This window comes from Serratia sp. 506_PEND (assembly GCF_001076875.1).
GTDB classification, from domain to species: Bacteria; Pseudomonadota; Gammaproteobacteria; order Enterobacterales; family Enterobacteriaceae; genus Serratia; species Serratia marcescens.
The window spans coordinates 1-11,997 of record NZ_JVEL01000498.1 but is presented as its reverse complement, the minus strand read 5'-3'; the positions used below and the strand labels follow the sequence as shown (position 1 = coordinate 11,997).

Genomic DNA, 11,997 nt, shown 5'->3' with positions numbered 1-11,997 from the left:
ATACGTCAGCACTGGATGGTCAGCGCATTGAGCAGTTCGATCGCAAAGGCATGGTGAACAACAAGTTTAACCATTTCATCATGAGCAAACTGGAAGAAGCCGGCATCCCGACCCAGATGGAGCGTCTGCTGTCCGACAACGAAGTGCTGGTGAAGAAGCTGGACATGGTGCCGGTGGAGTGCGTGATCCGCAACCGCGCCGCCGGTTCGCTGGTGAAGCGTCTGGGCATCGAAGAAGGCCTGGTGCTGAACCCGCCGCTGTTCGATCTGTTCCTGAAAAACGATGCCATGCACGATCCGATGGTGAACGAATCCTACTGCGAAACCTTCGGCTGGGTGAGCAAGGAACATCTGGCGCGCATGCGCGAGCTGAGCTACCGCGCCAACGAGGTCTTGACCAAGCTGTTCGATGACGCCGGCCTGATCCTGGTCGACTTCAAACTGGAGTTCGGCCTGTTCAACGGTGAAGTGGTGCTGGGCGATGAGTTCTCGCCGGACGGCAGCCGCCTGTGGGACAAAAACACCCTGGACAAGATGGACAAAGACCGTTTCCGTCAAAGCCTGGGCGGCGTGATCGAAGCCTACGAAGAAGTGGCGCGCCGCATCGGCGTGAAACTCGACTAAGCGTCGGCACCGCCATTCGGGGCGATCCGGCCGGATCGTCCCGCTATTCTGCGTTTTTCCAGAAAATTTCTACATTTCCTCCGCGGCAGACCATTTATAATGATGGATGCGAGATGACTAAAACCTATCCCACTCAGGCTTGAAGCTGCCTTTGCGCTTACGATCGCGGCGCAACTTCAACGAGCAGGGGAAATATCTGGAGTGTATTTATGCGTTGGCAAGGGCGTCGGGAAAGTGACAATGTTGAGGATCGTCGCGGGCAGTCTTCAGGTTTGGGCGGCGGTGGCGGCGGTTTCCGCGTGCCGGTGGGCGGCAAGGGCGGCATCGTCATTCTGGTGGTGGTGCTGGTGGCCGGTTATTACGGCATCGATCTGTCGCCGCTGTTGAACGGCGGTAACGTCGCGCCGCAGGGTCAACAACAGAGCGCCAGCATCAGTCCGAAAGACGATGAGCTGGCCAAATTCACCTCGGTGGTGCTGGCTTCGACCGAGGACAACTGGAAAGAGATTTTCCAGCGCATGGGCAAAACCTATCAACCGCCGAAGCTGGTGATGTATCGCGGCGTGACGCGCACCAGCTGCGGCACCGGTCAGTCGGCGATGGGGCCGTTCTACTGCCCGGGCGACAGAACGGTGTATATCGATCTGTCTTTCTATCAGGACATGAAGACCAAGCTGGGCGCCGGCGGTGATTTCGCTCAGGCCTATGTGGTGGCGCACGAAGTCGGCCACCACGTGCAGAACCTGTTGGGCATTGAGCCGAAGGTGCGCCAGATGCAGCAAGGCGCCAGCCAGGCGGAAGTGAACCGCCTGTCGGTGAAAATGGAGCTGCAGGCGGACTGCTTCGCCGGCGTGTGGGGTAAATACGCCGAGAAGCAGCAGATGCTGGAAGAGGGCGACCTGCAGGCGGCGCTGAACGCCGCGCAGGCGATTGGCGACGATCGGTTGCAGCAGCAGAGCCAGGGCCGCGTTGTGCCGGACAGCTTCACTCACGGCACCTCGCAGCAGCGCTACACCTGGTTTAAACAAGGCTTCGACAGCGGCGATCCCAATACCTGCAACACCTTTGCATCCCGTTAACGCCTCAAGTGCCGGAGCCTGACTCCGGCATTTTTTTCGGATTGAGATACAGCCTTATGTTACAGGCAGCGCAACAACTCATGCGGCGGCAGGGCATCCGGCGCCTGCTGGTGCTCAGCGGTGAACCTGACTGGTGCCGCGAACAGGCGCAGCGGCTGGCGGCGACGCTGCCGGGCGACTGGCCGTGGGTGGGGGAAAACCCGCCGCCCGGCCTGACGGCTTTGCCGAGCCGCGCGGTGCGCCAATTGCTGGGGCAGGAGCGGCTGCACGCAGTGTTCGACGCCGGTCAGTCGCTGGACGTGGAGGCGTTGGCGGCGCTGTGCGGCGCATTGCGCGCCGGCAGTTGGTTGCTGCTGTTGACGCCGCCCTGGCGGCAATGGCCTCAGTTGCCGGATGGCGACAGCCTGCGCTGGAGCGATTGTCCGCAGCCGATCACCACGCCGCATTTCATTCATCATCTGCAGCAGCATCTGGCCGATGACAGCGAAGTGACGATCTGGCGGCAAGATGAGCCCCTGACGCTGGCCGCGCTGCCGGCGCGTGAGGGGTGGCAGCCGCCGGATGGCCGCCCGACCGAGGAACAACAGGCGATCTTGACGGCGCTGCTGCAGGCCGAGTCCGGCGTGTGGGTGCTGACCGCCGCCCGTGGCCGCGGCAAATCGACGCTGGCCGGCATGCTGGTGGCGCAGTCGCCGCTGACCTGCTGGATCACCGGGCCGAGCCGCGCCGCTACTGAGGTGGCCGGGGAATGGGCGCAGGGGCGCGCGCAGTTTTGGGCGCCCGATGCCTTGTTGGCGCAGTGCCGGGAAGGCGACGTCAGTGAGGTGGGCTGGCTGCTGGTGGATGAGGCGGCGGCGATCCCCGCGCCGCTGTTGCAGCAGTTGATCGGTTATTTTCCTCGCGTGCTGTTGACCACCACGGTGCAGGGCTATGAAGGCACCGGCCGCGGTTTTCTGCTGAAATTTTGCGCCGGGCTGCCGTCCTATCAGGCGTTGAGCCTGCAACAGCCGATGCGCTGGGCGCAGGGGGATGCGCTGGAACGGATAACGGACAATGCGCTGTTGTTCAACGAGCTGCCCGCCTGGCCGGCGGACGGCCAGGCGATCGATTACAGCCATGCGGAGCAGCGTGAACTGTGCGCCGATCCGCAGCGGCTGGCGCGTTTCTATGCTCTGCTGAGCAGCGCGCATTACCGCACCTCGCCGCTGGATTTGCGCAGGTTGATGGATGCGCCAGGCATGCATTTCGGGCTGGCGCAGGCCGAACAGGAGGTGGTGGGCGCCGTGTGGCTGGTGGACGAAGGCGGCTTGAGCGCCGAGTTGGCGCACGACGTGTGGGCCGGCCGCCGCCGACCGCGCGGCAACCTGGTGGCGCAGTCGCTGGCGGCGCATGGTGGCCAGTGGTGGGCGCCGACGCTGCGGTCACGGCGCATTACCCGCATCGCGACGCTGCCGACGCTGCGGCGGCAGGGTATCGCGCGTCAGCTGGTCGAGCGGCAACGCTGCCAGGCTCAGGGTCTGGACTTCCTGTCGGTCAGCTTCGGCTATACCGAGCCGCTGTGGCGCTTTTGGCAATCCTGCGGTTTCGAGCTGGTGCGGATCGGCAGCAAGCCGGAGGCCAGCAGCGGCTGCTATACCGCGATGGCTATCTTGCCCCTGAGCGAGCAAGGGGAGGCGCTGCGGCATGCGGCGCACAAGCACCTGGCGCGTGACTGGCCCTGGCTGCGGCAGCGTATCGAGCTTACGCTGGCGATCCCGGGCGACGACGGCGATACGTCGCTCGGCGAAGAGGACTGGCGCGAGCTGGCCGGGTTCGCTTTCGCCCATCGGCCGCTGGAGGCCAGCCTGGGGGCATTGCAGCGTTTGCTGTTGGCCAGCAGTCTGCCGCTGTCCGCGCTGCGCGGCCATCTGCAGCGGCGGCAATCCCCGGCGGCCTGCGTGGAGCAGTCGGGCGTAAGCGGCCAGAAAGCCTTGCTGCGCTACTGGCGGCACGAAACGGCGCAGGCGCTGGAACAGCTGAATGCGCAGCACTGTCGCTACTGGCGCGACTGGGCGCAGTCATTGCAATAAATTGAATAACTCGCTCAATAAAACCCGATTTTCCCGATTTCTCAATGGCGTATAGTCACTGTCAGCGGTGCGGCGGCGACTGTCGCCGCACCAGGTCTGGTTACAACTAAGGAGTCATCGATGAAACATGAGCATTTCGTTGTCCAAAGCCCGGCGACCCCGGCGGCGCAGCTGATCTTGCTGTTTCACGGTGTCGGCGACAACCCGGTGGCGATGGGGGAGATCGGCAGTTACTTCGCCAAAGAGTTTCCTCAGGCCCAGGTGGTGAGCATCGGTGGCCCCGAAGCGTTTGGCAACGGCGCCGGGCGCCAGTGGTTTTCAGTGCAGGACGTGACCGAAGAGAACCGCGCGGCCCGCATCGCAGACGTGATGCCGCAGTTTGTGGCGGTGGTGCGCCATTGGCAGCAGTTGAGCGGCGTAGGCTATGCCGGCACGGCGCTGGTGGGGTTCTCGCAGGGGGCGATCATGGCGCTGGAAGCGTTAAAAGCGGAAACCCGGCTGGCCGGGCGCGTGGTCGCGTTCAGCGGGCGTTTCGCCCAGTTGCCTGAGCAGGCTTTCGGCGACAGCGTGGTGCATTTGATCCACGGTGAAGAGGATGCGGTGATCGCGGTGCAACACGCTCACGCGGCGGCGGAGGCGTTGCGGGCCAACGGCGCCGATTTCACGCTGGACGTGGAGGAAAACGTCGGGCACGCAATCAACCAGGGCATGATGAACGCCGCGTTGGAAAGGCTGCATTATTATGTGCCGCAGCGCTATTGGGACGAAGCCTTGTCCGGCAAGCGCGGCGAGCTGATCGCCTTTCGCTAAAAATTCAGGGCGCCGATGAGCGCCCTGATGTCATTTCTTTTTCGGCCAGTCGTCTTCGTCATCCCACTGGGCATTGTTGTCGCGGTGCGGCGGTATCTCCGGCTTGTTGGCCAGATAGCTTTTCACGTCGACGCGGCGCAGTTCCTTGATGCCGCTGACGACCATCCCCACCAGAACCAGCAGGATAATCCACCAGTAATCAGCTAACCATTGCATAGCTACTCCTTTCCTTCACTGCGTATAAAACGCGAAAAAATCGAGGGCAGATGGCGTTCGAGCCATTCGGCACCGGCGACCTCCTTGTCTTGCCAGGCCGCCAGCAACAGCGCCGGGGTCAGCAAATGTTCGGCCTCTTGCGCCAGCGGCCGGTAGCTCAGATGCCACGGCTCCACCGCCACGCCGCCGCTGTCTTCGGTAAAGGGGCGATAGAAACCGAACTCGGCCATATGCGCCGTCAGCCACTGGTTGAGTGGCGCAAAGTACCCGCCTTCTTCATATTCCCACGGCTCCAGCTGCAGCTTTTGCCCTTCCGGCAACAGCGACGGATCGTACACGTCCAAATCGCTGCCCCAGTGATGGCGGCTGGCGCCAGGCAAGGCTGACCAGCGCAGGATCGCCTCACAGCGCTCGGCGGCGGACAGCGGCGCGACGTCGATCGGTTGGCTGTCCTTATCTAATACTGGCCGCTGGCCGCAGAATTTGCCATTCCAAATCGCCAACTGACGGTCGAAATCGCGGAAGGTACTGGCGGGCTGGAGATCGAATCCCGCCTCACGCGCCGCCTGCTGCATCGCCAGGAAGGCGTTGACCGCCTGCGGCTGCAGGCGGTGGTTGCCGCTCAGCGGCGCCAGGTGTTCGGTTGAGCGGCCGGTGAGCATCTCTGCGTTGATCATGCGACCAATTGCTCCATGATGCGTTGATACATGCGGCTCAGCAACTGCAGATCCGCGGCGTTGACACATTCGTTGACCTTGTGGATGGTGGCGTTGACCGGCCCCAGTTCCACCACCTGCGCGCCCATCTGCGCGATGAAGCGGCCGTCGGAGGTGCCGCCGGTGGTCAGCAGCTGCGGCGTCAATTCAGAATAGTGCTCGACGGCGTTGACCACCGCATCCACCAGCGCGCCGCGCGAGGTGAGGAACGGTTGACCGGACAGCCGCCATTCGATGCTGTAATTCAACTGATGGCGTTCCAGCAGCTCTTCCACGCGCTGCTTGATCATCGCGTCGGTCAGTTCGGTGCTGAACCGGAAGTTGAACTGCACGTAGAGATCGCCCGGGATCACGTTGTTGCTGCCGGTGCCGGCCTGCACGTTGGCGATCTGCATGCTGGTCGGCGGGAAGAACTCGTTGCCGCGATCCCATTCGATCGCCACCAGTTCATTCAGCGCCGGCATGGCGCGGTGCACTGGGTTGTCCGCCAAATGCGGATAGGCGACGTGCCCCTGTACGCCGTGGATATGCAGGTTGGCGGTGATGGAGCCGCGACGGCCGTTTTTCACCACGTCGCCGACGCGTTCGGTGCTGGACGGCTCGCCGACCAGGCAGTAATCCAGCCGCTCGTTGCGCGCCATCAGTGCTTCGACCACTTTAACCGTGCCGTGAGTGGCGCTGGCTTCTTCATCTGAAGTGATCAGAAATGCCAGGCGGCCCCGGTGATTCGGGTTGGCGGCGACAAAGCGTTCCGCGGCCACCACCATCGCGGCCAATGAGCCTTTCATGTCCGCCGCGCCACGGCCATACAGCATGCCGTCGCGGATCGCCGGTTCAAACGGCGGGTTTTCCCAGCGTGTTTCATCGCCGGTCGGCACCACGTCGGTGTGCCCGGCGAACGCCAGGGTTTGCCCTTCGCCGCGCCAGGCCCAGAAGTTTTGGGTGTCTTCGAAGTCCATTGCTTCGACGGTGAAGCCGATCGCCTGCAAACGGTCGATCATCAGCTGCTGGCAGCCTTCGTCATTCGGGCTGAGGGAAGGGCGCTTGATCAACTGCTGGGCCAGTTCGATAACCGGGCAAGTCATACGGCAACCTCGGCGATAAATTGTTGGTAAGCGTCGGCGTTAAAACCGAGCAGGGCGTGGCCGTTGCCGTCGTCCAGCAGCGGACGTTTAATGATCGCCGGCTGCGCCAGCATCAGCGCGATGGCGGCGTCGGCGTTATCACAGGCGTTGCGCTGCGCTTCATCCAGCTTGCGCCAGGTGGTGCCGCGGGTATTGAGCAGCGGCTCCCAACCCAGTTGCGCGACGAAACCGCGCAGTTGCTGTTCGGTCAGGCCGTCGGCGCGGTAGTCGTGAAAATGATAGGCCACGTCCCGATCTTCCAGCCAGCGGCGGGCTTTTTTGATGGTGTCGCAGTTTTTGATGCCGTACATCGTCAGCGTTGTTTGTTGCGGTTTGTTTGCCATGGCGTAAAGCTACCTGTCTCGTCGAGTCGATACTGAGCGGCGGGCGCGGTCTTAGGCCTTCTCGCCGCCCGGCGATAGCAGAGATAATGCCAGTAAAGCGGCGGCGAGATCCAGACAACGATGCGCGCGAGACACGATTGGGCGCCAGGGTGAGAGGTTGGCAAACTGATGAAACGGCGACCTTCGCCGGCGGTGCGCTTAAAAGACGCCGGCGAACGCGTTCTGCCGCCAATGCGGAGCGGGGAGGGAGAACTACTCTTTATTGATTCTTATGTTTAAACGCTCGGTCAAGCAACGCACGCGGGTAATATGCAACAGCGGTTTTATCCTGCTGGCGCCGAGTTTTTTCATGATTCGTGATTTGTAATGATTGGCGGTTTTATTTCTGATATTCATGGCATTGCTGATATCGGCCAGCGATTTTCCCGTCGACCACTCCGAGAGAAAATGCGATTCGCGCTGAGAGAGTTGCGGCGGCTCGGTATAGTGACTGTAACGCTTATATAAGTCGCCGATCAGGTGGCTGAAGCGGCTCAATGATATAAGGTTTGATAATATAATGGTCTTATTGTCGACAATCACCATCTCATGCAGGCAGTCGGTGATAATGATTATTTTGTAGGTATTGGGGTTGGCATATTCATCGCGGTAACGCGCTTCAAAGTTGGCGATAGTGACATCGATAAAGCAGACCCTTTTGCGGCTAAAGCCGGCCGGCGCGCGTTTTTCCGCCCAGGTTTGGTTAATGAGTTGTCGGATGCCGACGGTGGTATAGGCGCACTCGCTGAAAATATCAATTTCCATTTTATTATAATCCTTTACTTTTTATTTCCCGGTGAGGATGGCTATCTTAAAACATAAAAAAAGAAATAATCTAAATAATTTCATGTTGAACTTTTCTTGCGTCGCAAACGAATGAGCGTTATCTGGGCGCCAGCTTTGAAGGGAAGGTTATATACTAGCATGATTTATAAAGAGTAAATCTTTTTTTCAACCAAATTTTTAAGCAAGGTAAGGTTAATAGAATAGACATCTTCTATTAATACCGCGGTAATTAAAAGGAATTAACATAGATTAAGGCTATCAAAATATGGTAAACGATCGGTTTTGACGATCATTAAGTGGTGGCTGTTTTAGCTTAACGGATTAATAATTAAGATTTTTCTTGGTTTTGTCACGATGAGTGGCCTTATTTTGAACGTCAATAAAGTCGGCGCTGAAGTCATGAAAATATTAACGTTGAAATTGAGAGAAAGATAATTCTAAACAAAGAAAATGCGATGTTTTAAGCTGTAATCAGAGTGTGAACGTGGATGATTGATACGGAGAGCCGACGTGAAAAAATGTCATATCGAAATTTCCGAGCGGGTAACGCAGGAAATAACGTCCTGTATCGCGGAGGGATTGGATCGTTTTAATGATCAACATATCGGCTACGGCGATCGTCTGCCGCTGGCGGTGGTGGTAAGAGATCCCGACAGTGGGGAAGTTCTGGGAGGGATTACCGGACGCTCATCGTTAGGGCTGCTGTTTCTCGAGCTCTTTTATCTGCCGGAAGCGCTGCGCGGCGCGGGGTTGGGCAGCGAACTGTTGCGCCGTTTCGAGCAGGAAGGCCGCCGGCGCGGTTGCCTTTCCGCCGTGTTGTACACCATCAGCTTTCAGGCGCCGGATTTTTATCAACGGCATGGCTGGCAGCGTATGGGTGAAGTGCCTTGCTTGCCGCCGGGAACCCGCCGTATCTTTATGAGCAAAACCTTGTGATGCGCGTTTAACGCACGTAGCCTCCTTGTTGCAGGCGCTTCAGCGCAGCGCCGTCCGCATACACCATGCCGGTGGTCAAATCGTGAAAGCCGTACTTTTTATAGAAGGCCAGCTTTTCCGGCACCGAATAGATGAAAATCTTGCCGAGCGGCGCCAGATCTTGCATCACCCGATCCATCAACCTGCGCCCCAGTCCTTGTCCCTGAAAGCGCGGATCGATCGCCACGTCCGCCAGGTAGGCGACCGATGTCAGATCGCTGATGGCATGTGCAGTGGCGATCAATTCGTCGCCGATAAACCCCCAATAGCAAAACTGGCTGTGTTGGTAAACGCGCCGCACGGTGTGCGGATCGCGCTTGCCCAGCCCGGCGGCCTCCAGCAATTCACACAGCCGCTGCCAGTCGATGGCGCGGCGGCTCGGATCGGTGATAATTTCCATCGTTTTCCTCTAACCGATAAGACTGAGATCGGCGGCATAGTGCCGAATGGCGCGTTGATAACTGCGGATGTCGGGGTCTGACGAGGTGTCCGCCAGCAGCAGCAACAGATCGGTCACGGCCCGTTTATTTTCACCCAGGTTGTACAGCGCCATGGCGCGAAACAGCATCAGCTCGTTGGCCTGCGGGAACTCGGCCAGGCCGTCGTCGAAAGCCCGTAGCGACGCCGAATATTCTCCCAGGGCGCGGTAGGTGCTGCCGAGACCCAGCCAGGCCTCGCGGCGCTGGGCGGGCGGCAAATCGCGAGCCAACGCCGCGAGGTAGCAGGGAATGGCCTGTTGCTCCAGGCCCTGTACGTCATACAGGCAGGCCAGCTGAAAGTGCAACATCGCCGCTTCCGGCTCTGCCGTCAGTTGCCTGAGCGCCAGCGCGGTCGCCTCCTGATAGCGGCCCTGCGTTTTCAACTGCGAGAGAGACAAAGAGCTGGGCATGATCGACGCTCCATTGGCGTATTTTTATACCTTTTACACGCTACCGCGGAGAAATTGATATCACAAGGGAATAGCGGCACTAAACATTGATCAGATAAATACGAAAATGTGCGCTAAGCCCGGTTTCCGGGCCCGGCATCGTTCCCGTTTCCCTTCACATGGTCAAAAAACAGGCGTAGAATCCGCTTCGTCAAATAATTGAGGTTGTAAAGTATTATGGTTGATCGTGAATTAGGAAACTGGAAAGACTTCATTGATGAGATGTTGGGCAACTGACACAGCGTTGAAGCAGATGGCAAGGTTGAGTCATTGGAACGTCACTGAAACGCCTTGGGAACGAGATTTTCGTTCGAAATAAAGCAGCATCGGTAACCCGACGCTGCTTTTTTTATATTCCGCGGATCAGTCCCCGCTGGCCGGCGTACTGCCTGCCGGATGCGCTTTACCCGGGAAGCGGCGCCGTACCAGCACGAAGAACAGCGGCACGAAGAAAATCGCCAGCAGGGTGGCGGAGATCATGCCGCCCATCACCCCGGTGCCGACCGCATGCTGGCTGCCGGAACCGGCGCCGCTGCTGGTGGCCATCGGCAGCACGCCGAAGATGAACGCCAGCGAGGTCATCAGGATCGGCCGCAGGCGCATACGGGACGCGTCGAGCGTCGCCGACATCAGATCTTGGCCTTTATGGTTCAGCTCATTGGCGAACTCGACGATCAGAATGGCGTTTTTCGCCGACAGCCCAATGATGGTCAACAGGCCAACCTGGAAATAGACGTCGTTCTCCAGACCGCGCAGCCAGGTGGCGGCGACCGCGCCGATCACCCCCAGCGGCACCACCAGCATCACCGAGAACGGTATCGACCAGCTCTCGTACAGCGCCGCCAGGCACAGGAACACCACCAGCAGCGAAATGGCGTACAGCGCCGGCGCCTGCGAGCCGGACAGCCGTTCCTGATAGGACATCGCCGTCCATTCCAGCCCGAAACCGGTCGGCAGTTGGCTGACCAGTTTTTCCATTTCCGCCATGGCGGTGCCGGTGCTGACGCCGTTGGCCGCCTCGCCGACGATCTCCAGCGCCGAACTGCCGTTATAGCGCTCCAGCCGCGGCGAGCCGTACTCCCAGTGCGAGGTGGCGAAGGCCGAGAACGGCACCATGCCGCCCGCGCTGTTGCGCACATACCATTTATTGATGTCATCCGGCAGCATGCGGAACGGCGCCGCGGCCTGCACGTAGACTTTTTTCACCCGCCCGCGGTCGACGAAGTCGTTGACGTAGGTCGAGCCCCAGGCGGTGGAGAGGGTATTGTTGATGTCGTCGATCGATACGCCCAGTGCCTGAGCCTTGCGCTGATCGATATCGATTTGCAGCTGCGGGCTGTCGTCCAGGCCGTTGTGGCGCACGCGCGACAGCAGCGGATTTTGCCCGGCCAGCTGCAGCAATTGATCGCGCGCCGCCATCAGTTTGGCGTGGCCGAGCCCGGCGTGGTCTTCCAACTCCATGTCGAAGCCGGAGGAGTTGCCGAGACCGGTGATCGCCGGCGGGCTGCTGGCGATCACCCGGGCTTCGTTAATCTTGTTGAATGCCAGCGTGGCGCGATCGATGATGTCGAACGAGCTGTTGGCGCCCGAGGTGCGCAGGTCCCAGTCTTTCAGCCGCACGAACAGGCGCGCCACGTTTTGGCCGTTGCCGCCGGGCCCGGAGCCGATGATGGCGAACACCGACAATACGTCCTGTTTCTCTTCGGTGAGGAAGTACCGCTCGACCTTTTCCACCACTTTGGAGGTTTGCTGCAGGGTCGAGCCCGCCGGCAGTTGCACCTGCACGGTGAAGATGCCGCGGTCTTCCTGCGGCAGGAACGAGGTCGGCAGCTTGATGAACAGCAGCGCCATGCCGCCGAGCAACAGCAGATAAATCACCATGTAGCGGCCGCTGGCGTGCAGAATGCGCCCCACGCCGCGCTCATAGCGTTCGGCGTTGCGGTTGAACATGCGGTTGAACCAGCCGAAGAAGCCGCGCTTGCCGTGATGGTGCCCTTTGGCGATCGGTTTGAGCAGCGTGGCGCACAGGGCCGGGGTCAGGATCATCGCCACCAGCACCGACAGCACCATGGCGGAGACGATGGTGATGGAGAACTGGCGATAGATGGCGCCGGTGGTGCCGCCGAAGAACGCCATCGGCACGAACACCGCCGACAGCACCAGGGCGATGCCGACCAGCGCGCTCTGGATCTGCCCCATGGATTTGCGCGTGGCTTCACGCGGCGGCAGGCCTTCCTCGCTCATCACGCGCTCAACGTTCTCCACCACCACGATGGCGTCGTCCACCA

Annotated in this window: 14 protein-coding genes; 6 read left to right on the top strand and 8 right to left on the bottom strand. The window is 60.1% G+C overall.

Going from position 1 to position 11,997, the window contains the following annotated elements; all coding sequences use genetic code 11:
* The 4 genes from purC to ypfH form a co-directional block, all read left to right on the top strand.
* A partial coding sequence (gene purC, locus ADK28_RS20340) for a phosphoribosylaminoimidazolesuccinocarboxamide synthase (protein WP_048796513.1) occupies positions 1-623 on the top strand: 623 nt, incomplete at its 5' end.
* A 209-nt stretch (positions 624-832) separates the two neighbouring features.
* The gene (locus ADK28_RS20335; protein WP_048325299.1) at positions 833-1,702 is read left to right on the top strand and encodes a KPN_02809 family neutral zinc metallopeptidase; all 870 of its coding nucleotides are present in this window, start codon (positions 833-835) and stop codon (positions 1,700-1,702) included.
* Between the two features lie 56 nt (positions 1,703-1,758).
* Complete coding sequence (locus ADK28_RS20330; RefSeq protein ID WP_048796512.1) at positions 1,759-3,771, top strand: tRNA(Met) cytidine acetyltransferase TmcA; 2,013 nt, start codon at positions 1,759-1,761, stop codon at positions 3,769-3,771.
* A gap of 120 nt (positions 3,772-3,891) precedes the next feature.
* On the top strand, positions 3,892-4,581 hold the full coding sequence (gene ypfH / locus ADK28_RS20325; RefSeq protein WP_033639673.1) for an esterase: 690 nt from the start codon (positions 3,892-3,894) through the stop codon (positions 4,579-4,581).
* Positions 4,582-4,611: 30 nt separating this feature from the next.
* Here ypfH and ADK28_RS20320 read toward each other — a convergent pair whose 3' ends face one another.
* From ADK28_RS20320 to ADK28_RS20300, 5 genes are all read right to left on the bottom strand, one after another.
* A complete protein-coding gene (locus tag ADK28_RS20320) occupies positions 4,612-4,797 on the bottom strand; it encodes a YpfN family protein (protein WP_004941720.1) in 186 nt (61 codons plus the stop codon).
* Positions 4,798-4,799: 2 nt separating this feature from the next.
* The gene (locus tag ADK28_RS20315; RefSeq protein ID WP_048796511.1) at positions 4,800-5,474 is read right to left on the bottom strand and encodes a M15 family metallopeptidase; all 675 of its coding nucleotides are present in this window, start codon (positions 5,472-5,474) and stop codon (positions 4,800-4,802) included.
* Positions 5,471-6,598, bottom strand: coding sequence for a succinyl-diaminopimelate desuccinylase (gene dapE, locus ADK28_RS20310; RefSeq protein WP_016926745.1), 1,128 nt, complete (start codon positions 6,596-6,598; stop codon positions 5,471-5,473). The genes ADK28_RS20315 and dapE overlap by 4 nt, the downstream gene beginning before the upstream one ends.
* Positions 6,595-6,981, bottom strand: a complete 387-nt coding sequence (locus ADK28_RS20305; protein ID WP_048796510.1) for an ArsC family reductase — start codon at positions 6,979-6,981, stop codon at positions 6,595-6,597. Before ADK28_RS20305 ends, dapE begins: the two co-directional genes overlap by 4 nt.
* A gap of 252 nt (positions 6,982-7,233) precedes the next feature.
* Positions 7,234-7,785 (bottom strand): LuxR C-terminal-related transcriptional regulator, encoded by a 552-nt coding sequence (locus tag ADK28_RS20300; protein ID WP_033639677.1) that lies wholly within the window; start codon positions 7,783-7,785, stop codon positions 7,234-7,236.
* 531 nt (positions 7,786-8,316) lie between these two features.
* On the opposite strand from ADK28_RS20300, the gene ADK28_RS20295 reads away from it, so the two are divergent.
* Positions 8,317-8,742 carry a GNAT family N-acetyltransferase gene (locus ADK28_RS20295; protein ID WP_004941737.1) on the top strand — a complete coding sequence of 142 codons (426 nt, stop codon included), beginning with the start codon at positions 8,317-8,319 and terminating at the stop codon, positions 8,740-8,742.
* Positions 8,743-8,749: 7 nt separating this feature from the next.
* On the opposite strand, the gene ADK28_RS20290 is transcribed toward ADK28_RS20295, so the two are convergent.
* Positions 8,750-9,181 carry a GNAT family N-acetyltransferase gene (locus tag ADK28_RS20290; protein WP_048796509.1) on the bottom strand — a complete coding sequence of 144 codons (432 nt, stop codon included), beginning with the start codon at positions 9,179-9,181 and terminating at the stop codon, positions 8,750-8,752.
* Positions 9,182-9,190: 9 nt separating this feature from the next.
* Positions 9,191-9,670 carry a tetratricopeptide repeat protein gene (locus ADK28_RS20285; RefSeq protein WP_033639680.1) on the bottom strand — a complete coding sequence of 160 codons (480 nt, stop codon included), beginning with the start codon at positions 9,668-9,670 and terminating at the stop codon, positions 9,191-9,193.
* 216 nt (positions 9,671-9,886) lie between these two features.
* Here ADK28_RS20285 and ypfM point away from each other — a divergent pair, with 216 nt between their 5' ends.
* Positions 9,887-9,946, top strand: coding sequence for a protein YpfM (gene ypfM / locus ADK28_RS33330; protein ID WP_100396732.1), 60 nt, complete (start codon positions 9,887-9,889; stop codon positions 9,944-9,946).
* 126 nt (positions 9,947-10,072) lie between these two features.
* On the opposite strand, the gene ADK28_RS20280 is transcribed toward ypfM, so the two are convergent.
* Positions 10,073-11,997: efflux RND transporter permease subunit (locus ADK28_RS20280; RefSeq protein WP_048796508.1), on the bottom strand; the 1,925-nt coding region annotated here is incomplete at its 5' end.